Raw genomic sequence first — 25924 nt, forward strand, 5'->3', positions numbered from 1 at the left:
ACAGAGGCAGCGATAATCCTGTAGGCGCGGGTTTACCCGCGAAAGGGCCAGCACTGACAACACACATTCAGAATAAAAAAAAACGGGAACCCGAAGGTTCCCGTTTTTTCATTGCCTTACAAGCGAATCAGCGTGGAAACGCTGGCGGGTTCACACCAGCCATGTCTTCCATCACACGAACCACCTGGCAGCTATAACCGAATTCGTTGTCGTACCAGACGTACAGAACAACGCGGTTGTCGTTGGCGATGGTCGCCTCTGCGTCAACCACACCGGCGTGGCGCGAGCCGACGAAGTCGGTCGAAACCACTTCCTGCGAAGCCACGTAGTCGATCTGCTTGTGCAGCTCCGAGTGCATGGCGATCTGGCGCAGGTACTCGTTGATCTCGTCGCGAGTGGTGGCCTTTTCCAGATTCAGGTTCAGGATGGCCATCGAAACGTTCGGCGTCGGAACACGAATCGCGTTGCCGGTCAGCTTGCCCTTCAGCACTGGCAGTGCCTTGGCCGCAGCGGTGGCGGCGCCGGTTTCGGTGATTACCATGTTCAGCGGCGCGGCACGGCCACGGCGGCTGCCCTTGTGGAAGTTGTCGATCAGGTTCTGGTCGTTGGTGAACGAGTGAACGGTTTCGACGTGGCCGTTGACGATGCCGTACTGGTCGTTGATGGCCTTGAGCACCGGCACGATGGCGTTGGTGGTGCAGGAGGCCGCCGAGATGATCTTGTCATCGGCAGTGATGTCACCGTGGTTGATACCGTGCACGATGTTCTTCAGCGCGCCCTTGCCAGGCGCGGTGAGGATCACGCGGGCAGCACCCGGGCAGGCCAGGTGCTGGCCCAGGCCGTCGGCGTCACGCCATACGCCGGTGTTGTCGACGATGAGCGCATTGTCGATGCCGTACTGGGTGTAGTCGACTTCGCTCGGGCTCTTGGCGTAGATAACCTGGATCAGGTTGCCGTTGGCGGTGATGGTGTTGTTGGCTTCGTCGATGGTGATGGTGCCATCGAACGGGCCGTGCACCGAGTCACGGCGCAGCAGGCTGGCACGCTTGACCAGGTCGTTTTCGGCGCCTTTGCGCACGACGATGGCACGCAGACGCAGGCCGTCACCACCACCGGTCTTCTCGATCAGGATGCGCGCCAGCAGGCGGCCGATGCGACCGAAGCCGTACAGGACAACGTCGGTGCCTTTGCGCGCCGAAGCGTTCTGCTGACCGACCACGTCGGCCAGCTCTTCACGGACGAACTGCTCGGCAGTGCGGCCATTGCCTTCCTGCTTGAACTTGTTGGCCAGCTTGCCCAGGTCGACCGATGCGGCGCCCAGTTTCAGCTCGCTCATGGCCTTGAGCAGGGGGAATGTCTCGTGGACGGACAGTTCGGTTTCGTCGGTTTGGCGGTGGCGCGCAAAGCGGTGCGCCTTGAGGATCGAGATAACCGAACGGTTGATCAGGCTGCGGCCATAAATCGAGCTCACCACATTGTTATTGCGGTAGAGCTGACCGATAAGCGGGATCATCGCTTCAGCCAGGGCTTCACGATCAATCCACTCACCAAGACACTGGTCGGGCTTCTGAGTCACGGGAACCTTCCACATGTAGGGACAGAAAAAAGGGGCTACATTATGACGCCCCAACGCGGAACCGGCAATGAGTGCCTGTCACAGTGACGCAAGCCAGCGTTCATGCCCTTTCGAGCCTGACAGCCGGCACTGTCACCGGTACAATCGGTCTCTTTGCCGCAACGCTTGGAGTGCAATCTCCCGTGTCAGTTCTGCGCCTACCGCAAATGTCGGCCACGGCCGGCAAACAAACCTGGGGCAACCTGCCCGGTGCCGCCCTCAGCCTTGCCATCGCCGAAGCCGCCAGCAGCGCTGGCCGCTTCACCCTGCTGCTGACGGCCGACAGCCAGGCCGCCGACCGTCTGGAGCAGGAGCTGCGCTTCTTTGCCCCAGACCTGCCAGTGCTGCCGTTCCCCGATTGGGAAACCCTGCCCTACGACCTGTTCTCGCCGCACCAGGACATCATCTCCCAGCGCATCGCCAGCCTGTACCGCCTGCCGGAGCTGAGCCACGGCATCCTCGTGGTGCCGATCACCACCGCCCTGCACCGCCTGGCACCCACGCGTTTTCTGCTGGGCAGCAGCCTGGTGCTGGATGTGGGCCAGACCATCGACGTGGAACAGATGCGCCTGCGCCTGGAGGCCAGCGGTTACCGTTGTGTCGACACCGTCTACGAGCATGGCGAGTTCGCCGTGCGCGGCGCGCTGATCGACCTGTTCCCGATGGGCAGCAAGCTGCCCTACCGCATCGACCTGTTCGATAACGAGATCGAGACGCTGCGCACCTTCGACCCCGAGACCCAGCGCTCGATCGACAAGGTGGATTCGGTGCGCCTGCTGCCGGCACGCGAATTCCCGATGCAGAAGGAAGAAGTGACCCGCTTCAAGGCACGCTTTCGCGAGCGCTTCGACGTCGACTTCCGCCGCAGTGCAATCTTCCAGGACCTGGCCAGCGGCATCATCCCCGCCGGTATCGAGTACTACCTGCCGCTGTTCTTCGAAGAAACCTCGACCCTGTTCGACTACCTGCCGACCGACACCCAGGTGTTCTCGCTACCCGGTGTGGAACAGGCCGCCGAGCACTTCTGGAACGACGTGCGCGGGCGCTATGAAGACCGCCGCGGCGACCTCAGCCGGCCGCTGTTGCCGCCGGCCGAGCTGTTCCTGCCGGTGGAAGATTGCTTCGCCCGGCTCAAGCAGTGGCCCCGGGTGGTGGTCAGCAGCGAAGCGCTGGAGCCTGGCGTGGGCCGCGAGCGCTTCCCGGCGCGCGCCCTGCCCAACCTGGCCATCGAGGCCAAGGCCAACCAGCCGCTGGCCGAACTGGCCAACTTCCTCGAACAGTTCCCCGGCCGCGTACTCTTCACCGCCGAATCAGCGGGCCGCCGGGAAGTGCTGCTGGAGCTGCTCGAACGGCTGAAGCTGCGCCCGCATACCGTCGAAGGCTGGGACGATTTCATTACCGGTGCCGAGCGCCTGGCGATCACCATCGCCCCGCTGGACGACGGCCTGCTGCTGGACGATCCAGGGCTGGCCCTGATTGCCGAAAGCCCACTGTTCGGCCAGCGAGTGATGCAGCGCCGGCGCCGTGACAAGCGCGGCGAAACCGCCAACGACGCGGTCATCAAGAACCTCACCGAGCTGCGCGAAGGTGCGCCGGTGGTGCACATCGACCATGGCGTCGGGCGCTACCTGGGCCTGGCCACGCTGGAAATCGACGGCCAGGCCGCCGAATTCCTGACGCTGGAATACGCCGAGAACGCCAAGCTGTATGTGCCGGTGGCCAACCTGCACCTGATCGCCCGCTACACCGGCAGCGACGACGCCCTGGCTCCGTTGCACCGGCTGGGTTCGGAGGCCTGGCAGAAAGCCAAGCGCAAGGCCGCCGAACAGGTCCGCGACGTGGCCGCCGAACTGCTCGACATCTATGCCCGCCGCGCCGCGCGCAAGGGCTACGCGTTTGCCGACCCGTCCGCCGACTACGCCACCTTCAGCGCCGGCTTCCCGTTCGAGGAAACCCCGGACCAGCAGGCCGCCATCGAGGCCGTGCGCGCCGACATGCTGGCACCCAAGCCAATGGACCGCCTGGTCTGCGGCGACGTGGGCTTCGGCAAGACCGAAGTGGCCATGCGCGCGGCGTTCATCGCCGTGCACAGTGGCCGCCAGGTGGCCGTACTGGTGCCCACCACCCTGCTTGCCCAGCAGCATTACAACAGCTTCCGCGACCGCTTTGCCGACTGGCCCGTGACCGTGGAAGTGATGAGCCGCTTCAAATCGGCCAAAGAAGTGGCCGCCGCCGCCGCGGACCTTGCCGAAGGCAAGATCGACATCCTCATCGGCACCCACAAGCTGCTGCAGGACGACGTACGCTTCAAAGACCTGGGCCTGGCCATCATCGATGAAGAGCACCGCTTTGGCGTGCGCCAGAAAGAACAGCTGAAGGCGCTGCGCAGCGAGGTCGATATCCTCACCCTGACCGCCACGCCGATTCCACGCACGCTGAACATGGCGGTGGCGGGCATGCGCGACCTGTCGATCATCGCCACGCCGCCAGCACGCCGCCTGTCGGTGCGCACCTTCGTCATGGAACAGAACAAGAGCACGGTCAAGGAGGCGCTGCTGCGCGAACTGTTGCGCGGTGGCCAGGTGTATTACCTGCACAACGATGTGAAAACCATCGAAAAATGCGCCGCCGACCTTGCCGAGCTGGTGCCCGAGGCACGCATCGGCATCGGCCACGGGCAAATGCGCGAACGCGAGCTGGAACAGGTGATGAGCGATTTCTACCACAAGCGTTTCAACGTGCTGGTGGCCTCGACCATTATCGAAACCGGTATCGACGTGCCCAGCGCCAACACCATCGTCATCGAGCGCGCCGACAAGTTCGGCCTGGCCCAGCTGCACCAGCTGCGTGGCCGGGTTGGCCGTAGTCACCACCAGGCCTACGCCTACCTGCTCACACCTACCCGTCAGAAGGTGAGCGCCGACGCCGAAAAGCGCCTGGAGGCGATCGCCAACACGCAAGATCTTGGCGCAGGCTTTGTGCTGGCCACCAACGACCTGGAAATCCGCGGTGCCGGCGAGCTGCTGGGCGAAGGCCAGAGCGGGCAGATCCAGGCAGTGGGCTTCACCCTGTACATGGAAATGCTCGAACGTGCGGTCAAGGCAATCCGAAAAGGTACCCAGCCGAACCTTGAGCAACCCCTGGGTGGCGGCCCGGAGATCAACCTGCGCCTGCCGGCACTGATCCCCGAGGACTACCTGCCTGACGTGCATGCGCGCCTGATCCTGTACAAACGCATTGCCTCGGCTGCCGACGAGGAGGGCCTCAAGGACTTGCAGGTCGAGATGATCGACCGCTTCGGCTTGCTGCCAGAGCCGACCAAGAACCTGATGCGCCTGACGTCACTCAAGCTGCACGCGGAAAAGCTCGGCATCAAGAAAGTCGATGCGGGGCCCAACGGTGGCAAGCTCGAGTTCGAAGCCGAAACACCGGTCGACCCACTGACCCTGATCAAGCTGATCCAGGGTCAACCCAAACGCTACAAGTTCGAAGGCGCCACCCAGTTCCGCTTCCTGGTACCGATGGAACGCCCCGACGAACGTTTCAATACCCTGGAGGCGCTGTTCGAGCGCCTGACCCCACAGCCTGCCTAAGGAAGACTCATGCGTGCCATCCGTTGCCTGACCCTGCTGCTGGCGCTGTTCGCCCCAGCGGCCTTCGCCGAAGGCCTGTATCAGGTAGAAATGATTCTGGTGCGGCAGAACAGCGTGCCCGCCTTCACCAGCCCGTTCGCCCCCGAAGACTGGAGCGCTGGCGCCCCACGCCTGGCGAAAGAGGCCGAGCGCCCCCCAGCACTTGAAGATGAAGCCACCCGCCTGGAAGCCACCGCCGACTACACGGTGCTGATGCACAAGGCCTGGCAACAGCAGGTGGGCAGCGAACCCAGCCGCATCGCACTGGGCGGAGGCACCGAACAGTTCGGGCACTTCCCTATCGAAGGCAACCTGAGCATCGCTGAAGGCCGCTTCATCACCGTCGAGGCCAACTTCTGGGTCAACCAGCTGGATGGCAACGGCAACGTGCTGCAAAGCGAGCAGTTCAGGCAAAGCAACAGCAACGTCAAGGGCGGCCAGCTGACCTTTCTCGACGGCGGGCACCTGGCGGTGCTGCTGAAGGTGACCCCACCAGGCACGCCGAAAATGCCGGTGATGGACCCGGAGATGATGGAGCAGTAAGCCCATGAAGGACGATGCCGCCGAAATGGTGAACGCCTATCCGAACTGGATTCAATCGTTCAGCAAAGCTGCCCTGCAGCGCGGTGAGCGCTATGCCGAGGAAGGCAGGGCCGAACTGGAAGGCATTCATGGGCCAACCATAACGGCCAGTTGCCAGGGGAGCGGCAACAACCACTACCGGCAACACATCAAGTTGCACGTAGCGGGCGGCCGGTGCCATGTGCGCGGTGACTGCGATTGCCCGGTACGGCAAAACTGCAAGCATTGCGCCGCTGTCCTTTTTTGCGTCAGCGAGCGCTTTTCCAGCAGTAAGGACACGCAAGCCAACCCGGGCGCCTTGTCCGCCGAACTGCAGCACTGGTTGAGCGGCCTGGAGCAGGCCCCACCCAAGACCGACGCGACCGAAGACAAACGCGGGCGCATGGTGTGCTATCAGCTGCAGCTCACCGACGATGCGGGCTGCGCCCTGCTTGTGCGCAAGGGCACGCGAACGGAGGACGGCATCCGCTTCAGCCGCGTCCAGTCCCTTTACGATTTCCTCTACGAGCCACCGCGCTTCGTAACAGACGAAGACATCCGCATTCTGCGCCTGCTCTCGGCCCTGAATCAGGGCGGCGGCCAGGATCGCGGCTACCGACTGAAGGGCCATGAAGGTGGCGAGCTGTTCCAGCGCGCCCTCGAAACCGGGCGGATGTTCTTCGACACCGACCTCCCCCTGCTTCATGAAGGCCCGGTGCGCCACGCCGAGTTTCGCTGGGTACGCCTGGACAACGGAAATTACCGGGGGCGGTGGTACAGCGGCGAAGCGATGCTGCGCTGCGTCATCCCGCTGCTGCCGCTTTACTACCTGGACCTGCCGACCCGTGAAGTGGGCAAGGTCGAGCACAGCCTGGATCCCCACGTCGCCGTACAGCTGACTATTGCACCCGACGTGCCGGAACACCTGGTCGTACCCCTGAGCCACAAGCTCAATGCCCTCAGCCATAAGGTGCCGACCCCGACGCAAGTGCAGGAGCAGTTGCTCGATAACATCCAGCCAAAGCCCCTTCTTGCTCTCGGCAGCCTTGAATACACCGCCTACATGCCGAAAACCGGTCGCATGCAACGGCAAATGCAACACCGCGCCGCATTGGCGTTCGATTATGACGGCTTGCAGGCCAGCGGCACCGACGAAAAGCCGCTGACCCGCCTGGCAGGCAGCACCAGCCAGCGCATTCGCCGACAGACTCAAGCCGAGCAGGCGCTGCGCAAGGTGCTGCGCGATTTCGGCTTCAAGCCCGCCACACGGCAGAGCAAGGCCCTACCCGACAGCGCCGGCGAAATGCACCAGTTGCCTGACGACGAAGCCTGGCTGCGCTTTGCCCGCGAAGGCCTGCCGCGCCTGCGCGAAGCCGGCTGGGACATCGATATTCACCGCGACTTCGCCTTCAACCTGCAGGAGGTGGACGATTGGTATGCAACCATCGACGAAGCGCCTGGCCATGAATGGTTCGACCTGGAACTCGGCATCGTGGTCGATGGCCAGCGCCACAGCCTGCTGCCGATCGTGTTGCACCTGCTGCGCAGCAGCCCGGAGCTGCTACGCCCTAGCGAACTGGCCCGGCGCAGCGATGATGAACACCTGCTGATCGACCTCAATCGCGGCCGTCTCGATGCCCCGGCTTTGCGCGTCGCCCTGCCCTATGGCCGCATCAAGGCAGTCATGGGCACCCTGGGCGAGCTCTACCTGCACGAGGACACTGCAGGCCCGTCCCTGCGCATGGAGCGCGCCGACGCCGCGCGCCTGAACGAAATAGAAGGCCTGCCCCTGCACTGGGAAGGTGGCGAGCACGTACGCGATCTGGGCCGGCGCCTGCGCGATGCCCGGGACCTGCAGGTAGAACCGCCCACAGGGCTGCAGGCCAGCTTGCGCCCCTATCAGCAGCAAGGCTTGAACTGGCTGCAGGCCCTGCGCGAGATGGGTACCGGCGGCATCCTCGGCGACGACATGGGCCTGGGCAAGACCCTGCAGGCCTTGGCCCATCTGCTGCTGGAGAAACAGTCCGGGCGCCTGAATGCACCGGCCCTGGCAGTCATGCCAACCAGCCTCATACCCAACTGGCTGGACGAAGCCCAGCGCTTCGCCCCCGACCTGCGCGTCCTGGCACTGCATGGGCCGGGGCGCAGCAAGCACTTCACCAAACTCCATGAGTACGATTTGGTCCTGACCACTTACGCCTTGATGCCACGCGACCTGGAACAGCTGCGCCCCCAGGCCTGGCACGTGCTGATACTGGACGAGGCGCAAAACATCAAGAGCAGCAGCAGCAAGGCTGCCCTCGCCGTCTGCGAGCTACAGGCCGGGCAGCGCCTGTGCCTGACCGGCACGCCAATGGAAAACAACCTGGGCGAACTGTGGTCGATCTTCCACTTCCTGATGCCCGGCTGGCTGGGCGACCTGAAGCGCTTCAACCAGGATTACCGCAACCCGATCGAGCGCCACGGTGACAGCGAGCGCATGGCCCACCTGGCCAGCCGCATCCGGCCGTTCCTGCTGCGCCGCACCAAGGAGCAGGTGGCCACAGAACTGCCGGCCAAGACCGAGATGGTGCACTGGGTCGAGCTCAGTGATGCCCAGCGCGATACGTACGAAGCCGTGCGAGTGGCCATGGACCAGAAAGTCCGCGACGAAATCGCCCGCAATGGCGCCGCACGCAGCCAGATCGTGATCCTCGATGCGTTGCTCAAGCTGCGCCAGGTGTGCTGTGACCTGCGCCTGGTCAAGGGGGTAGAAAGCAAAGGCAACCAGGCCGACAAGGGCAAGCTGGGTGCGCTGCTGGAGATGCTCGAAGAACTGCTCAGCGAAGGGCGCCGGGTATTGTTGTTCTCACAGTTCACCTCGATGCTGGCACTGATCGAGCAGGAGCTCGAGAAGCGCAAAATCCGCTACAGCCTGCTGACCGGTGATACTCGCGACCGTCGCACGCCAGTGCAGCAGTTCCAGCAAGGTGAAAGCGAAGTGTTCCTGATCAGCCTCAAGGCGGGGGGCGTAGGCTTGAACCTGACGGCGGCGGACACCGTGATCCACTTCGACCCCTGGTGGAACCCGGCCAGCGAAAACCAAGCTACCGACCGTGCCTACCGCATCGGCCAGGACAAGCCGGTGTTCGTGTTCAAGCTGATTACCCGGGGTACGGTGGAAGAGAAGATTCAGTTGTTGCAGCAGGAAAAGGCTGCATTGGCGGCCAGCCTGCTGGACGGCGGGCAGGCTGGGCAATGGCGGCTTGGCGATGAAGAAATCGAGGCCCTGTTTGCGCCATTGCCCGGAAAGCGCGGGCGGTAGGCCAAAGGGGGATACAGCGTAGGAGCGGGTTCACCCGCGAATGGGCCGGGCCTGCTGGCCAATCTCCACCTGCCGCTCACCGTTGCCGCCGCTACCGTATTCGCGGGTAAACCCGCTCCTACAACGCAATTGGTGGTGGGCACACATCGGAGGTTGGACGCAGGCCGTCGTAGGAGCGGGTTTACCCGCGAAAGGGCCGGGCCTGCTGGCCAATCTCCACCCGCCGTTCACCGTTGCCGCCGCTACCGTATTCGCAGGTAAACCCGACTTGTGGGAACGAACAGGCCAGCGCAGTCAATCGACCAGCTGAGCTTCCTTCAACGCCCCCAACGCCTCCAGCCAGCGCGGCTGCTGGCGATAATCGGTCCGCGCAAACCCTTGCCCACGCATCCGGGCAATCCGCGGCGATGGCTTGACCTTCATGCGCTGCGCCGCACTCAGCGCCAGCTCCGCCGCCGCCCGGTCATTGCACACCAGGCCCATATCACAACCGGCGCTCAGCGCCGCCTCGATACGGCTGGCCGCGTCGCCCACCACATGCGCACCGGCCATCGACAGGTCATCACTGAAAATCACCCCATCAAAGCCCAGCTCGCCACGCAGGATGTCCTGCAACCAACGCCGCGAGAAGCCAGCGGGCTGGTTGTCAACCTGCGGGTAGATGACATGCGCCGGCATCACTGCCGCCAGCTGCCCACTCAGGCGGGTAAACGGCACCAGGTCGGCCCGGCGCAGTTGTTCCAGGCTGCGCTCATCGGTGGGGATGGCCACGTGCGAATCGGCTTCGGCCCAGCCATGCCCCGGGAAATGCTTGCCACACGCGGCCATACCTGCCGCATTCATGCCACGGATGAACGCGCCGGCCAGTCGCGTTGCACGCAGCGGGTCACCCTCGAAGGCGCGGCTGCCCACCACGGCGCTACGCTGGTGGTCCAGGTCGAGCACCGGAGCGAAGCTGAGGTCCAGGCCAACTGCCAGTACCTCGGTCGCCATCAGCCAGCCGCACTGTTCAGCCAGGTATTCAGCATTGTCGTTATCGGCCAGCGCACGCATGGCCGGCAGGCGCACAAAGCCCTGGCGCAGACGCTGTACGCGACCACCTTCCTGATCCACGGCCAGGATCAGCTCGGGGCGAATGGCGCGGATGGACGCGCACAGTTCGCGCACCTGGCGCGGGCTGTCGATATTGCGGGCGAAGATGATCAGGCCAGCCACTTCCGGCTGGCGAAGCAGTTGACGGTCTTCGGCGGTCAGCCATTTACCGGCGATATCCACCATCAGGGAGCCTTGCAGGCTGACAGTCATGGGTAATCCTTCATTGAAGACAGAGAGAAGCCCACCGGGGGGCAGCAGACACCGGCAGACACGCGCTGTTGGCCACAGGCGAAGCCATAAAGGCGCTGGTCAGCAAGGGAAATGTGAAGTAGATCGAGATAGGGCATGGGCGCTAGCTTAGCGGAAGCGCCCCGCCACGCCCAGCCTTCAGGCCTTGGCGGTAGCCGAACTGGTCTTGGTTCGCGGACGCAGCTGCGCAGTGGCCATCGCCTCGTCGGTCACACCGCTGTCAGCGCGCATGCCTGCCGCCAGGAACGGCACCATCAGGCGCATCACCTGCTCGATCGAGGTATTGATGCCGAAGTCAGTCTCGGCAATCGCCCGCAAGGCCTTGATACCGGACATGCTGAAGGCCGCGGCACCCAGCATGAAGTGCACACGCCAGAACAGTTCCAGTGGCGGAATGCGTGGCGCAGCCTCGTTCACCAGCAGCATGTAGCGGCGGAACACCTTGCCGTACATGTCTTCCAGATAGCGCCGCAGGTGACCCTGGCTCTGGCTGAACGCCAGACCCAGCAGGCGCATGAAGATCGACAGGTCGTTGTTGCTACGCGGCTGCACGGCCAGCGCCTGCTCTACGAGCATTTCCAGCAGTTCTTCAAGGCTGGGCTTTTGCTCCGGCTTGGCCTGGCGGCGCTCCAGCTCACGCTCGAGACTGGCGCAGAATGGGCCGAGGAAACGCGAAAAAACAGCCTGGATCAGCGCCTTCTTGGAGCCGAAATGATAGTTGACTGCCGCCAGGTTGACCCCGGCCTTGCTGGTAATCAGCCGCAACGAGGTTTCGGCGAACCCCCTTTCCGCGAACAGCTGCTCGGCAGCATCGAGAATGCGTTCAACGGTTTCCGATTGGGCCATGACTACTCCGACTACTCCGCCAGACAAACAGGTGTTTGAAACATACGTTTCAGCCCTGCTTCTGTCAAGGCTCGGTGACTGGGCGGTCGCCATTTAAAAGCGCCAGCCGGCCCACTGCAAGCGCCACCTCTTCTGTTTATTGCGGCTTTTGGCTTGCAGCGCACTCAGTACTGTATATAATCCCAGTCACTGTACAAAAAGACAGAGCGCTTACCATGTTGAAACTGACGCCACGCCAAGCCGAAATTCTCGCGTTCATCAAGCGCTGCCTGGAAGACAACGGCTTCCCGCCTACCCGCGCCGAGATTGCTCAGGAGCTGGGCTTCAAGTCGCCCAATGCCGCCGAGGAGCACCTCAAGGCCCTTGCCCGCAAGGGCGCGATCGAAATGACGCCGGGCGCTTCCCGCGGCATCCGCATCCCTGGCCTGGAAGCCAAGGCCGAAGAAACCGGCCTGCCCATCATCGGCCGGGTCGCTGCCGGTGCGCCGATTCTTGCCGAACAGCACATCGAGCAATCCTGCAACATCAACCCTGCCTTCTTCCACCCCCAAGCCGACTATTTGCTGCGCGTACACGGCATGAGCATGAAGGACGTCGGCATCTTCGACGGTGACCTGCTGGCGGTGCACACCTGCCGTGAAGCCCGTAACGGCCAGATCGTGGTGGCGCGCATCGGCGACGAAGTTACCGTCAAGCGCTTCAAGCGTGAAGGCAGCAAAGTCTGGCTGCTTGCCGAAAACCCCGAATTCGCCCCCATCGAAGTCGACCTGAAAGAACAGGAGCTGGTGATCGAGGGCTTGAGCGTCGGCGTCATTCGCCACTGATCCAGGAGGCGTCATGCAGCAGTTCATTCACGCACCCGAGCAAGTCCAGTTGCCCCTGTTCGAAGCATTCCTCGCCCAGCCCGTGCTGCCAGGCCTGAAAGCCAGGGAACCGGCGCGCAAGAGCAGCCAGCCCGAGCTGTTCAGCGAACTGTCGCTGCGCGGCGCCCCTGGCCACTGCCAAAGCCTGCTGGCGCCCGTGCTGCGCGAGCTGAGCGAAGAGGACGAGGCCCGCTGGCTGACCCTGATCGCCCCACCGCCAAGCCTGACCCAGGCCTGGCTGCGCGATGCCGGGCTCAACCGTGAACGTATTCTGCTGCTGCAACCCCGCAGCAATCAAAGCGCGCTGCAGCTGGCCTGCGAGGCTTTGCGCCTGGGCCTCAGCCACACCGTGGTGAGCTGGCTGGGCAACGTCAATGCCACTGCACGCCAGCAACTGCTACGTGCAGCCAGTGCCGGAAACGCACAAAGCCTGAACATCCGCCTCGGCTGATGTTCAGGCTTTGCCTGTCACTTCAAATAGCCTGATACGCTGCTGCACACTCAGTGCAGCACACGCGGCCCTTCATCACGCTCGAGCTCGCCATCCATCAGGCGACCGGCCATCTGCACGCCCACACTGAGCATGGCCTTGGCCACTTCCACATGCTGACCCTGCAGGAACACCTTGGCGTCTTCCGAGAAATCCAGGGTTACCAGAGAGCCCTCATCCTCGGCGCGACGAAGTTCGATGCGGCCATCAGGCAACTCGACAATTTCCAGAAAAGACGTAGACATAAATGGCAGTTCTCCGCGAAAGGCGATTATTGTACCAGCCGTTGCGTCTATCAGCACTCACTCAACGCGTCGCGGAAACGTCTCACCAAACTTTTGAGGTCGTTGCGCCAGCTTTCCAGCTCGGCACGCGACAGCGCTGGATGCTCAGGCTCATCAAGATTGACGGCTTGAATCAGAGGCTGGGTAACGTCGGTTTTCGGCGCTTTTCTGGCGACCGGTGGTCGGAACAAATCGGCATAAGCACCGAGCATTTGCGCCAGCCAGGTTTCGCGTTGGCGAGCCAGCTCCAGCAACTCGGCCACTTCCGGGATGGCGATACCGTTCAGGGCATCGTCGGCCAGGGCTTGCTCTACCGTTGCGACGACCGGCAGGCGATAGAAGCCCCCGATTTCATGGCACAGCCCCAACAGAGCGCCATACAGGTGGAACAGCGCCGACTCGCGCTCAGCCTGGACCAGGCCTTGGGCATTCATGGCCTGGCTTTGTTCAGCCTTGGCCATGGACTCGAGGGCGAGGCCGGCGAAGAACAGTTTCTGGTTGGTGCGGGTGTAGAGTTCCTGGGCCATTTCAGTGCCCTCCCATAAGGCTACAAGGCGGATATCTGCATCATAAATGATTGGGGCCGCTTTGCGCCCCTTCGCGGGCTGCCCGCTCCCACCAGTACAGCGCCACATTCAAGGGCGGCGCGATACCTGTGGGAGCGGGCAAGCCCGCGAAGGGGCGCAAAGCGGCCCCAAATCACAGCACCGATGGATCAGCGCTTGTCTTCAACCTTCCAGGCATTGCCGTCGTAAAACGCCTTCCAACCGGTCGGTTTGCCATCGACCTCGGACTGCACGTACTGCTCCTTGGTCTTGCGGCTGTAACGAATCACCGCCGGGCGGCCATCCGGGTCTTTCTGCGGCGCATCGCACAGGAAGTGGTACTTCGGGTCAATCTCATGCTTGTGCGGCACAATCTCCAGCACCAGCGGCGCACGGGTTTCGCGGTTCTTGGGGAACTGGCTGGCAGCCAGGAACAACCCAGAAGCACCGTCGCGCAGCACGTAGGTATCATCGACCTTCTCGCACTTGAGCTCCGGCATGTCCACCTTGTCCATCTTCGGTGGAGCCGCCTCGCCGCTCTTGAGCAGCTTGCGGGTGTTCTTGCATGCCGGGTTGGTGCAGCCGAAGAACTTGCCGAAACGGCCGGTCTTCAATTGCATCTCGCTACCGCACTTGTCGCACTCCAGGCTCGGCCCTTCGTAACCCTTGATGCGGTAGTTGCCTTCTTCGATCTCGTAACCGACACAATCCGGGTTGTTACCGCAGATGTGCAGTTTGTGTTTCTCGTCCAGCAGGTAGGCGTCCATCGCCGTGGCGCAGATCGGGCACCGGTGCTTGCCCAGCAGCACGCGCGACTCCGACTCGCCCTCGTCGTCAGCGGCAATCTCGTCGCCCGGCACCAGGTTGACGGTAGCCTTGCAGCGCTCTTTCGGCGGCAGGCTGTAGCCAGAGCAGCCCAGGAACACACCCGTAGAAGCGGTGCGAATCATCATCGGCCGACCACATTCCTTGCATGGAATGTTGGTCATGGTCGGCTGGTTGGCGCGCATGCCGTCTTCACTGGACTCGGCAGTCTGCAGCTTTTTGCTGAAATCGCCGTAGAACTCGTCGAGCACGTTCTTCCAGTCACGCTCGCCCTGGGCCACGTCGTCGAGGTTCTCTTCCATGTCGGCGGTAAAGCCGTAATCCATCAGGTTGGAGAAGCTCTCCGACAAGCGCTCGGTGACGATATCGCCCATCTTCTCGGAGTAGAAGCGGCGGTTGTGCAGCGTCACATAGCCACGGTCCTGGATGGTGGAAATGATCGCCGCGTAGGTCGATGGGCGGCCAATGCCGCGCTTTTCCATTTCCTTGACCAGGCTGGCTTCGGTAAAGCGTGCAGGCGGCTTGGTAAAGTGCTGGCTCGGGTCGATCTGGATCAGTTTCAGCGCTTCACCCTGAACCATCTCTGGCAGCACGTCGTCTTCGCCCGGCTTGCTCTGCTGTGGCAGCACACGGGTGTAGCCGTCGAACTTGAGGATGCGGCCCTTGGCACGCAGCTCGAAATCGCCGGCAGCGACGGTAACGCTGGTGGACAGGTACTGCGCTGGCGGCATCTGGCACGCCAGGAACTGGCGCCAGATCAGCTCGTACAGGCGCTCGGCGTCACGCTCCATGCCGCTGAGCTTGGTCGGGTGGGTATTCACGTCAGAAGGCCGAATCGCTTCGTGCGCCTCCTGGGCGCCCTCCTTGCTGCCGTAAACCAGTGGCGCCTCCGGCAGGTACTGCTTGCCGAACTCCCGTTCGATGTAGCTGCGTGCCATATCCAGGGCGTCAGCCGACAGGTTGGTCGAGTCGGTACGCATGTAGGTGATGTAACCGGCTTCGTACAAGCGCTGGGCCATCATCATGGTTTTCTTCACGCCGAAGCCCAGGCGGTTACTGGCCGCTTGCTGCAAGGTGGACGTAATGAACGGTGCCGATGGCTTGCTGCTGGTCGGGCGGTCTTCGCGCTTGACCACGCTGTAGCTGGAAGCCTTGAGCTTTTCCAGCGCAGCCATGGCCTGAGCTTCGTTCAGCGGCTTGAAGGCCTCGCCCTTCTCGCGCGCCACCTCGAAACGCACCTTGGCGTTCTTGGCGGTGCCGAGGTCGGCGTGGATCTCCCAGTACTCTTCCGGGATGAAGGCGCGGATCTCACGCTCACGCTCAACCACCAGCTTCACCGCCACCGACTGTACACGGCCAGCGGACAGACCACGGGCAATCTTGGCCCACAGCAGTGGCGAAACCATGTAACCGACCACGCGGTCGAGGAAACGCCGCGCCTGCTGGGCGTTGACCCGGTCGATGTCCAGCTCGCCTGGCTGCGAGAAGGCTTCCTGAATGGCCTTCTTGGTAATTTCGTTGAACACCACGCGCTTGTAGCGGGTGTCGTCACCCCCGATGGCCTCGCGCAGGTGCCAGGCAATGGCTTCCCCTTCGCGGTCCAAGTCGGTTGCGAGATAGATGGTGTCGGCATCCTTGGCCAGGCGGCGCAGCTCTTCGATCACCTTTTCCTTGCCAGGCAGGATCTCGTACTTGGCCTTCCAGCCATGGTCGGGGTCGACGCCCATGCGTGCCACCAGCTGGCGGCGGGCCTTCTCTTTCGGCGAAAGCGCCGGCGCCTCACCCGCAGCCTTGCCACGCTTGGCGGCCGGCTCTTTGCTCGCGCTGGCCGAACCGCTGGTGGGGAGGTCTCGGATATGGCCGATACTCGACTTCACCACGTACTGGTTGCCCAGGTACTTGTTGATGGTCTTGGCCTTGGCCGGGGATTCCACAATGACCAGCGATTTGCCCATGGATCGGAGTATTCCTGAATCTGAAGATAAAAAACGCGCCAAGTGCCAGACGCGGCACCGCTATATATAGTGGCAAAAGTGTGAGGTCAAGCTCGGACGATCACGCGTGCGACTTGCCCAGCAACCCGGGCAGCCCCTCTTCGGCCTTGACCAAAGCAAAGCGTGGCACCTGCTCGCCGTCAAATTCGACGGACTCCTGGAACATCGAAAGGGGACGTACCCAGAAGCTGTAATCACCATACAGGCATTGGTAGAACACCATCCACTCTTCGGTTTCGGAGTGCCGCGCAACACTGAAGACACGGTACTCAGGCCCTTTGTAATGCCGGTATACGCCTGGTTGTATCTGCATGTTGCACACCTCCTGAATAAAACCTGAAAAAACAAAACCGGGGCACTAGGCCCCGGCTGCTGTCCCGCTACGCGATCAGACGCGTTCGAAGACAGTGGTGATACCTTGGCCCAGGCCGACGCACATGGTCGCAACACCCAGCGTACCGCCATTTTGCTTCATGACGTTGAGCAGGGTGCCGGAAATCCGCGCCCCGGAGCAACCAAACGGGTGGCCCAAAGCAATGGCGCCGCCGTGCAGGTTAACCTTCTCATCCATCTTGTCGAGCACTTTCAAGTCTTTCAGCACGGGCAGGGCCTGTGCAGCGAAGGCTTCGTTGAGCTCGATGAAGTCGATATCGGCCATGGTCAAGCCCGCACGCTTGAGGGCTTTCTGGGTCGATGGCACCGGGCCGTAGCCCATGATTGCCGGGTCGACACCGGCCACTGCCATCGAACGGATCACCGCCAATGGCTGGATACCGAGGTCCATGGCACGCTGACCGGACATGACGATCATGCACGAGGCGCCGTCGGTGATCTGCGACGAGGTACCGGCCGTGACCGTACCGCCTTTCGGGTTGAACGCAGGCTTCAGCGATGCCAGGCCTTCGAGGGTGGTTTCCGGGCGAATGGTTTCGTCGAAATCGAACACCTTCAGGAAGCCGTTCTCGTCGTAGCCCTGCATCGGGATGATCTCGTCCTTGAACTTGCCTTCGACCGTGGCCTTGTGGGCCAGCTGGTGCGAACGCAAGCCGAACAGGTCCTGCTGCTCACGGGTGATGCCGTGCATCTTGCCGAGCATTTCTGCAGTCAGGCCCATCATCCCGGAAGCCTTGGCGGCATGCAAGGACAGGTGCGGGTTGGGGTCTACGCCATGCATCATGCTGACGTGGCCCATGTGCTCCACGCCACCGACCACGAACACATCACCGTTACCGGTCATGATCGCCTGGGCGGCCGTGTGCAGCGCGCTCATGGACGAGCCGCACAGGCGGCTGACGGTCTGCGCCGCGGAAGTGTGCGGGATCTGGGTCATCAGCGAGGCCATGCGGGCGATGTTCCAGCCCTGCTCCAGGGTCTGGTTGACGCAGCCCCAGATCACGTCCTCGACTTCTTTCGGGTCAACCTTGCCGTTGCGTTCCAGCAGCTTGCTGATCAGGTGCGCCGACATGTCTTCGGCGCGGGTGTTGCGGTGCATGCCACCCTTGGAGCGGCCCATTGGCGTGCGACCGAAGTCGACAATCACCACGTCTCTTGGATTCAGGCTCATATCAAATCTCTCGCTCTAGCTCGTTGACCGCTCAGTTGAAGAAGCGCTGGCCGTTCTTGGCCATTTCACGCAGCTTGGCGGTCGGGTGGTACAGCGGCCCCAGGTCGGCATACTGATCGGCCAGGGCGACGAATTCGGCCACACCGATCGAGTCGATGTAACGCAGCGCACCACCGCGGAAGGGAGGGAAACCAATGCCGTAGACCAGGCCCATGTCGGCTTCGGCAGCGGTTTCGACGATGCCGTCTTCCAGGCAACGCACGGTCTCCAGGCACAGCGGGACCATCATCCAGTTGATGATGTCTTCGTCAGTGACTTCACGCTGCTCGAACACGATCGGTTTGAGCACGTCGAGCACGGTGGCATCGAAAACCTTCTTCGGCTTGCCGCGCTTGTCGGTTTCGTAGGCGTAAAAGCCCTTGCCGTTCTTCTGGCCCAGGCGGTTGGCCTCGTACAACGCGTCGACTGCCGAGCGGCGCTCGTCCTTCATGCGATCCGGGAAGCCTTCGGCCATGACGTCACGGCCGTGGTGGCCGGTGTCGATGCCGACCACGTCCATCAAGTAGGCTGGGCCCATCGGCCAGCCGAACTTCTCCATGACCTTGTCGATGCGCACAAAGTCGACACCGGCGCTGACCAGCTTGGCAAAACCGCCAAAGTACGGGAACAGCACACGGTTGACCAAAAAGCCCGGGCAGTCGTTGACCACGATCGGGTTCTTGCCCATTTTCTTGGCGTAGGCCACGGTGGTGGCAACCGCCACTTCACTGGACTTCTCGCCACGGATCACTTCAACCAGCGGCATCATGTGCACCGGGTTGAAGAAGTGCATGCCGACGAAGTTTTCCGGGCGCTTGAGCGCCTTGGCCAGCAAGTTGATCGAGATGGTAGAGGTGTTGGAAGCGAGGATCGCATCGTCCTTCACCTGGCCTTCCACTTCCGCCAGTACCGCTTGCTTGACCTTCGGGTTCTCGACCACAGCCTCGACGACGATGTCGACATTGGCGAAATCGCCATAGGACAGGGTCGGTCGAATGGCGTTGAGGGCCTCGGCCATCTTGGCCGGGGTCAGGCGGCCCTTCTCGACGCGGTTGCCAAGCAACTTGGAGGCCTCGTTCAGACCCAGCTGAATGGCTTCTTCGCGGATGTCTTTCATCAGGATCGGCGTACCTTTGACCGCCGACTGGTAGGCGATACCGCCGCCCATGATGCCGGCGCCGAGCACGGCGGCCTGCTTCACGTCGTGGGCGATCTCGTCATGCGCCTTGGCCTTGCGCTTGAGTTCCTGATCGTTGAGGAACAAGCCGATCAGGCTCTCGGCGACCGAGGTCTTGGCCAGCTTGGCAAAGCCTGAGGCTTCAACTTCCAGGGCCTTGTCGCGACCGAAGTTGGCGGCTTTCTGGATGCTCTTGATCGCTTCGACCGGGGCCGGGTAGTTCGGGCCGGCCTGGCCAGCGACGAAGCCCTTGGCCGTCTCGAAGGCCATCATCTGCTCGATGGCATTGAGCTTGAGCTTTTCCAGCTTCGGCTGGCGCTTGGCCTTGTAGTCCAGCTCGCCACTGATGGCACGCTTGATCAGGTCGAGGGCACCGGCCAGCAGCAGCTCAGGGGCGACCACCGCGTCGACGGCCCCCACTTTCAGGGCGTCTTCGGCACGGTTTTCCTTGCCGGCGGCGATCCACTCGATGGCGTTGTCCGAGCCGATCAGGCGCGGCAGGCGCACGGTACCGCCAAAGCCCGGGTAGATACCCAGCTTGACTTCCGGCAGGCCGATCCTGGCGCTGGTGGACATGACCCGGTAGTCGGCCGCCAGGCACATTTCCAGGCCGCCGCCCAGCGCGATGCCGTTGATGGCGGCAACGGTCGGCACTTCGAGGTCTTCGAAGGCGTTGAAGATACGATTGGCTTCCAGGTTGCCGGCGACCAGTTCGGCCTCAGGCAGCTTGAAGTTGTCGACGAACTCGGTGATGTCGGCGCCGACGATGAACACGTCCTTGCCACTGCTGACGATCACGCCTTTGACCGAGGCATCGGCCTGGATGGCATCGACGGCCTGGCGCAGCTCGTTCAGGGTAAGGCGGTTGAACTTGTTGACGGACTCACCCTTGAGGTCGAACTTGAGCTCGACGATGCCACTTTCAAGAGCCTTAACCGTGATGGCTTTACCTTCGTAAATCATCAACTGATCTCCACGATATGGAAGCTGAACTGTACACGCCGATCACTGCAGCAGAAGCAGGCCTAAGCTGCCTTGCCCCAGGCACACCCGTCAGCGCGCTAGTCGGAAGTATGGCTTGGCGTCATGACATACAAACGCTCAATTCATACGCCCGTTTGATTTGGGTGTGCACACATTCTCCGAAAAGATGGGCGTTGTCAAATGCTCACGAGCACGGCGAAAACGCGACTTTCCAGTCATTTTCTATCGTCCGGGTACAAAACATGATGACAGTGATCGCCCGTCATCCATGTCAGCGATTGACCACAAGCATTGGCTGACGGCTTTGCGCTTGCGCGGCGAGCCAGTGCGACTACACTGGCACTTGCTTGAATGAATAACCCGGCCTGCCTGGCCTTTTCTGCGCAGCAGAACGCAAAGCGGCGACTTGGCACCCCACCCCTTCAGGGTTATGCCGAGCCGCCGCTTTGTCGTTGCAGAACAGATTGACCAGCCTGGATGCCCCGTAGGAGCGGGTTTACCCGCGAAGCAGGCACCGCGCAGTTTGGCACCGGCTCTGCCGGTGTTCGCAGATGAATCCGCGCCTACAGGAGTCGCGCATGGGCGGCGCTCAAGCCAAGGTTTCGAGGGCGTAGGCAACATCCTGCAACACAGCAGTATCGCCACGTTCGGTCCAGTACAGGGCAATCATCCGCGCATCGGCCTCGACCTTGTACACACTCGCCGGCAAGCGCGACAACGCGCCCATGAAACGTGGGTCTTCGCAGGGCTCGCGCCACTGGTTCCACCACACCCCGGGGCTGACCTGCCAGAAGCTGAAGCTGTCCTCATGCCCACGGCGCCGGGCTCTGTGATACTGCGGGCAGGGGCTTGGCGGCTCCTTTTCCAGCCAGTGCGGCCACTGCTGCGGCGCCAGTTGCATGGCCAAACCCATGCGCCGCGCCTCCAGGCGCAACTTCATCTGCTCGCTCTGCTTGCGCGAGCTGCGCAGCCAGGAAAGCGGGCTGAGAATCAGCGCAAGGATTGACACCACCAGCAATACCGTCATATCAGTAGTTCCCATAAAGCGTTGCAAATGAGCTGGTTAGCCATTTTTCACGGAAGACCCGCCCGAAAGCGACCATACTTCTTCTATCGCGATTGCCAGGAGTACCGCTCATGGAATACGAACATTTGTTGGTCGCCGTCGACCTGACCGAAGAATGCGACCCGGTGATCAAGCGCGCCATGGCGCTCGCCAAACCTTCGAACGCCAAGGTATCGCTGGTGCATATCGTCGAGCCGATGGCGATGGCATTCGGCGGTGACGTGCCGATGGACCTGTCGCAGCTGCAACAGCAGCAGTTCGACCAAGCCAAGGAGCGCATGGAACGCCTGTTCAACAAGTACCCGGACATCCAGCGTGGCGATTCGCATCTGACCTACGGCCAACCGCGCCAGGAAATCCACCAGCTGGCCAAGGAGCAAAAGTGCGACCTGATCGTGGTGGGCAGCCATGGCCGTCATGGCCTGGCGTTGCTGCTGGGGTCCACGGCCAATGATGTGCTGCACGGCGCGCCGTGTGACGTGCTGGCGGTACGCTTGCTGAAGAAGGATTGACTGGACCTGAACCCGCCTCTTCGCGGGCCAGCCCGCGCCTGCAAGGGTATGGCAATCCCTGCAGGTGCGGCTTTACCCGCGAAGAGGCCGGAACAGGCTAACGCCAATCAGCCTTCCAGCTCAGCCCAGCGCTCCACCAATACATCCAGCTCGCCCTGCAGCTTCTCGATCCGTGCCAGCACCGCCGAAGTTTCTGCAATCGGCCGCTGATAGAAGCCCGCCGCATTCACTTCTTCCTGGGCTTCAGCCATACGCTGCTCCAGCTCATCAATCTGCCCCGGCAGCATCTCCAGCTCACGCTGCAGCTTGTAGCTCAGCTTCTTCTTCGAAGCGTCTTCCACCACCGGCGCCGCAACAGGCTCAGGCTTGGCCTCGACCTTCTCCACTACCGCGCTGTTGAGCGCAGACTTACCGCCCTTGCTCTCGGTCACACCCAGCAGCTTCGGCGAGCCGCCCTGGCGAATCCAGTCCTCGTAACCGCCCACATACTCACGCACCTTGCCCTCGCCTTCGAACACCAGGGTGCTGGTCACGACGTTGTCGAGGAAGGCCCGGTCGTGGCTGACCATCAGCACGGTGCCCTTGTAGTTGGACAGCACCTCTTCCAGCAGCTCGAGGGTTTCCACGTCCAGGTCGTTGGTCGGTTCGTCGAGTACCAGCAGGTTGGCCGGCTTGCTGAACAGCTTGGCCAGCAGTAACCGTGCACGCTCACCCCCCGACAACGCCTTGACCGGCGTACGCGCGCGCTGGGGGCTGAACAGGAAGTCGCCCAGGTAGCTCAGCACGTGGCGGTTCTGGCCATCGATCTCGATGAAATCACGGCCTTCCGCCAGGTTGTCGATTACGGTCTTTTCCAGGTCGAGCTGGTGGCGCATCTGGTCGAAATAGGCCACCTCAAGCTTGGTGCCGCGCTCCACTTTGCCCGCAGTGGGCTCAAGGTCGCCCAGCATCATCTTGAGCAACGTGGTCTTGCCAGTGCCGTTTGCGCCCAGCAGACCGATGCGATCCTGCCGCTGCAGGACCATGGAAAAGTCCTTGACCAGCAGGGGGCCGTCCGCGTGATGGAAGCTGACATTTTCCAGCACCATCACCTGCTTGCCGGATTTGTCCGCGGCTTCGATCTGGATGTTGGCCTTGCCCTGTCGTTCACGGCGCTCGCCACGCTCCACACGCAGGGCCTTCAGTGCACGCACGCGGCCTTCGTTGCGGGTACGGCGGGCCTTGATACCCTGGCGGATCCACACTTCTTCCTGGGCCAGGCGCTTGTCGAACAGCGCGTTGGCGGTTTCTTCGGCGGCCAGTGCGGCCTCCTTGTGCACCAGGAAGCTGGCGTAGTCACCGTTCCAGTCGATCAGGCCGCCGCGGTCCAGTTCGAGGATACGGGTGGCCAGGTTCTGCAGGAACGAACGGTCGTGGGTGATGAACAATACCGCGCCGTTGAAGCCACGCAGGGCCTCTTCGAGCCAGGCGATGGCACCGATGTCCAGGTGGTTGGTCGGTTCGTCGAGCAGCAGCAGGTCGGGCTCGGACACCAGCGCCTGGGCCAGCAGTACGCGGCGGCGCCAGCCACCGGACAGCTCGGCCAGGGTCTTGTCGGCCGGCAGCTGCAGGCGGCTGAGTGTGCTTTCCACCACCTGTTGCAGGCGCCAGCCGTCGCGGGCCTCCAGCTCGTGCTGGACGTGCATGAGTTTTTCCAGGTCTTCATCGCCCTGGATGTTCATGCTCAGGTGGTGGAACTGCGCCAGCAATTCGCCCACGCCGTCCAGACCAGCGGCTACCACGTCGAACACCGTGCGCTCGTCGGCTACCGGCAGCTCCTGTGGCAACTCACCGATCTTCAGGCCAGGCGCACGCCAGATTTCACCGTCGTCGCCCTTCTGCTCGCCCTTGACCAGGCGCAGCATGCTCGACTTGCCGGTGCCGTTGCGGCCGATGATGCACACCCGCTCGCCACGAGCGATCTGCCAGGACACTTTGTCCAGCAGCGGCATGGCGCCGAATGCGAGGGACACATCGCTGAATTTGAGCAGGGTCATGTTCGTCTCCATAAATCGGGCGCGCATTCTACCTGACTTGGCCTTCGACGGCATCCGCCAGGCCAACCGGTGAGCACCTGGTGACATCTGGTCGAACTTAATATCCCGATACAAGCACAGTGCTTTCACCCACTGCCGGCAAACAGCTAAGCTAAGGCAATAGCTTTCAATAGTGCTGGCTCCGCCGACACTTCCCATGGTTCAACTGCCCGGACGTATCATGCGCAGCCGCCTGTTACATATCGCATCCTGCCTGCTGCTTACCGCTGCCACCTGCGCAGCGCAGGCCACCGACCTGACCCTGCAACGCCAGTACTATGACGAGGCCAAGCGAGCGCTGGCCAAAGGCGACAAAGGCCCGTACCTGCGCTATGCCCAGGCCTTGAGCGACTACCCGCTGACGCCCTACCTGGTCTACGACGAACTCACCGCCCGCCTGAAGAGTGCCAGCAACCAGGAAATCGAAGGTTTCCTTGCCAAGCATGGCGACCTGCCCCAGGCCAATTGGATGAAACTGCGCTGGTTGCGCTGGCTGGCCGAACGCGGCGAGTGGGATACCTTCGTCAAGTACTACGACCCCAAGCTCAACTTCACCGAACTGGACTGCCTCAACGGCCAATACCAGCTCAGCCACGGCCTGCGCGCCGAAGGTTACGCCACCGCCGACAAGCTGTGGAGCGTCGGCAAATCGCAACCTGCCGCCTGCGACACGCTGTTCGGCATGTGGGCAGCCGAAGGCCAACTGACCGAGGCCAAGCGCTGGGAACGCACCAAGCTGGCCGCCCAGGCGCGCAATTACGGCCTGGCCAACACCCTGGTCAAGACCCTGACCACCCTCGGCCCGCAGGGGCGCCTGCTGATCGACGTCGCGCAGAAGCCCGAGCTGCTCAACCAGCCGTCGCGCTTTACCCCGGTCAACGAGGCCATGTCCGACGTGGTCAGCCTCGGCCTTCGTCGCCTGGCCCGGCAGGACCCGGAGCGGGCCATGGCGCTGCTCGACGATTACGCCCAGCGCATGCACTTCTCGCGTGACGAAAAGGTGGCCATCGCCCGCGAAATCGGCCTGACCCTCGCACGCCGCTACGACCCACGCGCGCTCGACCTGATGACTCGCTATGACCCCGAGCTGCGTGACAACACTGTCAGCGAATGGCGCCTTCGCCTGCTGCTGCGCCTGGGCCGCTGGGAGGACGCCTACGAGCTGACCAAACGCCTTCCCCAGGACCTGGCCAGCACCAGCCGCTGGAAGTACTGGCAGGCTCGCAGCCTGGAGCTGGCACAGCCAAACAACCCGCAGATCCCGCTGCTTTACAAGACCGCAGCGCGTGAGCGTGACTTCTATGGCTTCCTCGCCGCCGATCGGGCACAGACACCCTACCAGCTGAACAACAAGCCGCTGCTGCTGAGCCCACAACTGGTCAAGAAGGTCCGCAACACGCCCGGCATCCAGCGCGCACTGGAATTCCACGCCCGCGGCCAGATCGTCGACGGCCGCCGTGAGTGGTACCACGTCAGCCGCCACTTCACCCGTGACGAAATGGTTGCGCAGGCACGCCTGGGTTATGAGCTGCGCTGGTACTTCCCAGCCATCCGCACCATCAGCCAGGCCCAGTACTGGGACGACCTGGACATCCGCTTTCCCATGGCCCACCGCGACACGCTGGTGCGTGAAGCCAAGGTTCGCGGCCTGCATTCGAGCTGGGTATTCGCCATCACTCGCCAGGAAAGCGCCTTTATGGAGGACGCACGCTCACCCGTGGGCGCCAGCGGCTTGATGCAACTGATGCCGGCCACGGCCAAAGAAACCGCACGCAAGTTCAGCATCCCGCTGGCCTCACCGGCGCAAGTGCTGAACCCGGACAAGAACATCCAGCTGGGTGCGGCCTACCTGAGCCAGGTACACAGCCAGTTCAACGGCAACCGGGTGCTGGCTTCGGCAGCCTACAACGCCGGCCCCGGGCGCGTGCGACAGTGGCTCAAAGGGGCCAAGCACCTGAGCTTCGATGTGTGGGTGGAGTCGATCCCGTTCGACGAAACACGCCAGTATGTTCAGAACGTGCTGTCGTATTCGGTGATCTACGGGCAGAAGCTGAATTCACCGCAGCCACTGGTGGATTGGCATGAACGGTATTTCGATGACATGTGATTGCTGTTGAGCCTGTACCGGCCTCTTCGCGGGTGAACCCGCGCCTACAACGACCGCGTAACCCTTGTAGGAGCGGGTTCACCCGCGAAGAGGCCGG

The 25924-nt window shown here is 62.5% G+C and carries 18 protein-coding genes; 7 read left to right on the top strand and 11 right to left on the bottom strand.

The features are described 5' to 3' along the window. Positions 1-127: 127 nt before the first annotated feature. The gene (locus KW568_RS20265; protein ID WP_033725352.1) at positions 128-1591 is read right to left on the bottom strand and encodes a glyceraldehyde-3-phosphate dehydrogenase; all 1464 of its coding nucleotides are present in this window, start codon (positions 1589-1591) and stop codon (positions 128-130) included. 167 nt (positions 1592-1758) lie between these two features. On the opposite strand from KW568_RS20265, the gene mfd reads away from it, so the two are divergent. From mfd to KW568_RS20280, 3 genes are read left to right on the top strand one after another with little or no spacing between them, the layout of a single operon-like run. Continuing rightward, positions 1759-5208, top strand: a complete 3450-nt coding sequence (gene mfd / locus KW568_RS20270) for a transcription-repair coupling factor (protein WP_004576990.1) — start codon at positions 1759-1761, stop codon at positions 5206-5208. Between the two features lie 9 nt (positions 5209-5217). Next, positions 5218-5790 carry a CsiV family protein gene (locus KW568_RS20275; protein ID WP_004576991.1) on the top strand — a complete coding sequence of 191 codons (573 nt, stop codon included), beginning with the start codon at positions 5218-5220 and terminating at the stop codon, positions 5788-5790. Between the two features lie 4 nt (positions 5791-5794). Next, positions 5795-9112: a DEAD/DEAH box helicase gene (locus KW568_RS20280; RefSeq protein WP_003248787.1), complete on the top strand. Its 3318-nt coding sequence runs from the start codon at positions 5795-5797 to the stop codon at positions 9110-9112. Between the two features lie 294 nt (positions 9113-9406). On the opposite strand, the gene nagZ is transcribed toward KW568_RS20280, so the two are convergent. Then, entirely contained in the window at positions 9407-10405 is a 999-nt protein-coding gene (gene nagZ / locus KW568_RS20285) for a beta-N-acetylhexosaminidase (protein ID WP_176393468.1), read from the bottom strand. Between the two features lie 189 nt (positions 10406-10594). Continuing rightward, positions 10595-11302: a TetR/AcrR family transcriptional regulator gene (locus KW568_RS20290; protein ID WP_003248784.1), complete on the bottom strand. Its 708-nt coding sequence runs from the start codon at positions 11300-11302 to the stop codon at positions 10595-10597. A gap of 215 nt (positions 11303-11517) precedes the next feature. Between KW568_RS20290 and lexA the strand changes: the two genes are divergently transcribed. Further along, positions 11518-12126 (top strand): transcriptional repressor LexA, encoded by a 609-nt coding sequence (gene lexA, locus KW568_RS20295; protein ID WP_004577098.1) that lies wholly within the window; start codon positions 11518-11520, stop codon positions 12124-12126. Between the two features lie 13 nt (positions 12127-12139). Continuing rightward, positions 12140-12616, top strand: a complete 477-nt coding sequence (gene sulA / locus KW568_RS20300) for an SOS-induced cell division inhibitor SulA (RefSeq protein WP_003248779.1) — start codon at positions 12140-12142, stop codon at positions 12614-12616. Between the two features lie 50 nt (positions 12617-12666). Here the strand turns inward: sulA and KW568_RS20305 are convergent, their stop codons facing one another. From KW568_RS20305 to KW568_RS20335, 7 genes are all read right to left on the bottom strand, one after another. Beyond that, entirely contained in the window at positions 12667-12900 is a 234-nt protein-coding gene (locus KW568_RS20305; RefSeq protein WP_003248777.1) for a hypothetical protein, read from the bottom strand. A 50-nt stretch (positions 12901-12950) separates the two neighbouring features. Then, positions 12951-13466, bottom strand: coding sequence for a DUF6586 family protein (locus KW568_RS20310; protein ID WP_003248773.1), 516 nt, complete (start codon positions 13464-13466; stop codon positions 12951-12953). Between the two features lie 188 nt (positions 13467-13654). Continuing rightward, positions 13655-16264, bottom strand: a complete 2610-nt coding sequence (gene topA, locus KW568_RS20315) for a type I DNA topoisomerase (RefSeq protein WP_003248770.1) — start codon at positions 16262-16264, stop codon at positions 13655-13657. Positions 16265-16364: 100 nt separating this feature from the next. Beyond that, positions 16365-16616 carry a DUF1653 domain-containing protein gene (locus KW568_RS20320; protein ID WP_003248769.1) on the bottom strand — a complete coding sequence of 84 codons (252 nt, stop codon included), beginning with the start codon at positions 16614-16616 and terminating at the stop codon, positions 16365-16367. Between the two features lie 75 nt (positions 16617-16691). Next, positions 16692-17867, bottom strand: coding sequence for an acetyl-CoA C-acyltransferase FadA (gene fadA, locus KW568_RS20325; RefSeq protein ID WP_003248768.1), 1176 nt, complete (start codon positions 17865-17867; stop codon positions 16692-16694). Between the two features lie 31 nt (positions 17868-17898). Continuing rightward, positions 17899-20046, bottom strand: a complete 2148-nt coding sequence (gene fadB / locus KW568_RS20330) for a fatty acid oxidation complex subunit alpha FadB (RefSeq protein ID WP_259536641.1) — start codon at positions 20044-20046, stop codon at positions 17899-17901. Positions 20047-20656: 610 nt separating this feature from the next. Beyond that, the gene (locus KW568_RS20335; protein WP_003248762.1) at positions 20657-21094 is read right to left on the bottom strand and encodes a hypothetical protein; all 438 of its coding nucleotides are present in this window, start codon (positions 21092-21094) and stop codon (positions 20657-20659) included. A gap of 110 nt (positions 21095-21204) precedes the next feature. Here KW568_RS20335 and KW568_RS20340 point away from each other — a divergent pair, with 110 nt between their 5' ends. Then, positions 21205-21645, top strand: a complete 441-nt coding sequence (locus tag KW568_RS20340) for a universal stress protein (protein WP_003248761.1) — start codon at positions 21205-21207, stop codon at positions 21643-21645. A gap of 107 nt (positions 21646-21752) precedes the next feature. On the opposite strand, the gene KW568_RS20345 is transcribed toward KW568_RS20340, so the two are convergent. Then, a complete protein-coding gene (locus tag KW568_RS20345; protein ID WP_003248759.1) occupies positions 21753-23681 on the bottom strand; it encodes an ATP-binding cassette domain-containing protein in 1929 nt (642 codons plus the stop codon). Positions 23682-23901: 220 nt separating this feature from the next. Here KW568_RS20345 and KW568_RS20350 point away from each other — a divergent pair, with 220 nt between their 5' ends. Further along, positions 23902-25827, top strand: coding sequence for a transglycosylase SLT domain-containing protein (locus KW568_RS20350; RefSeq protein ID WP_003248757.1), 1926 nt, complete (start codon positions 23902-23904; stop codon positions 25825-25827). The last annotated feature ends 97 nt before the right edge of the window (positions 25828-25924 follow it).

Origin of the sequence: Pseudomonas sp. HD6515, from assembly GCF_024971855.1 — a bacterium.
Lineage (GTDB): Bacteria > Pseudomonadota > Gammaproteobacteria > Pseudomonadales > Pseudomonadaceae > Aquipseudomonas > Aquipseudomonas alloputida.

Coding starts and splice junctions, on each gene's coding strand:
- KW568_RS20275 (WP_004576991.1), top strand. CDS start 5,218: ATGCGTGCCATCCGTTGCCTGACCCTGCTGCTGGCGCTGTTCGCCCCA.
- KW568_RS20340 (WP_003248761.1), top strand. CDS start 21,205: ATGGAATACGAACATTTGTTGGTCGCCGTCGACCTGACCGAAGAATGC.
- KW568_RS20310 (WP_003248773.1), bottom strand. CDS start 13,466: ATGGCCCAGGAACTCTACACCCGCACCAACCAGAAACTGTTCTTCGCC.
- fadB (WP_259536641.1), bottom strand. CDS start 20,046: ATGATTTACGAAGGTAAAGCCATCACGGTTAAGGCTCTTGAAAGTGGC.
- KW568_RS20265 (WP_033725352.1), bottom strand. CDS start 1,591: ATGTGGAAGGTTCCCGTGACTCAGAAGCCCGACCAGTGTCTTGGTGAG.
- lexA (WP_004577098.1), top strand. CDS start 11,518: ATGTTGAAACTGACGCCACGCCAAGCCGAAATTCTCGCGTTCATCAAG.
- KW568_RS20345 (WP_003248759.1), bottom strand. CDS start 23,681: ATGACCCTGCTCAAATTCAGCGATGTGTCCCTCGCATTCGGCGCCATG.
- KW568_RS20280 (WP_003248787.1), top strand. CDS start 5,795: ATGAAGGACGATGCCGCCGAAATGGTGAACGCCTATCCGAACTGGATT.
- topA (WP_003248770.1), bottom strand. CDS start 16,264: ATGGGCAAATCGCTGGTCATTGTGGAATCCCCGGCCAAGGCCAAGACC.
- sulA (WP_003248779.1), top strand. CDS start 12,140: ATGCAGCAGTTCATTCACGCACCCGAGCAAGTCCAGTTGCCCCTGTTC.
- KW568_RS20320 (WP_003248769.1), bottom strand. CDS start 16,616: ATGCAGATACAACCAGGCGTATACCGGCATTACAAAGGGCCTGAGTAC.
- KW568_RS20335 (WP_003248762.1), bottom strand. CDS start 21,094: ATGACGGTATTGCTGGTGGTGTCAATCCTTGCGCTGATTCTCAGCCCG.
- KW568_RS20305 (WP_003248777.1), bottom strand. CDS start 12,900: ATGTCTACGTCTTTTCTGGAAATTGTCGAGTTGCCTGATGGCCGCATC.
- fadA (WP_003248768.1), bottom strand. CDS start 17,867: ATGAGCCTGAATCCAAGAGACGTGGTGATTGTCGACTTCGGTCGCACG.
- KW568_RS20290 (WP_003248784.1), bottom strand. CDS start 11,302: ATGGCCCAATCGGAAACCGTTGAACGCATTCTCGATGCTGCCGAGCAG.
- KW568_RS20350 (WP_003248757.1), top strand. CDS start 23,902: ATGCGCAGCCGCCTGTTACATATCGCATCCTGCCTGCTGCTTACCGCT.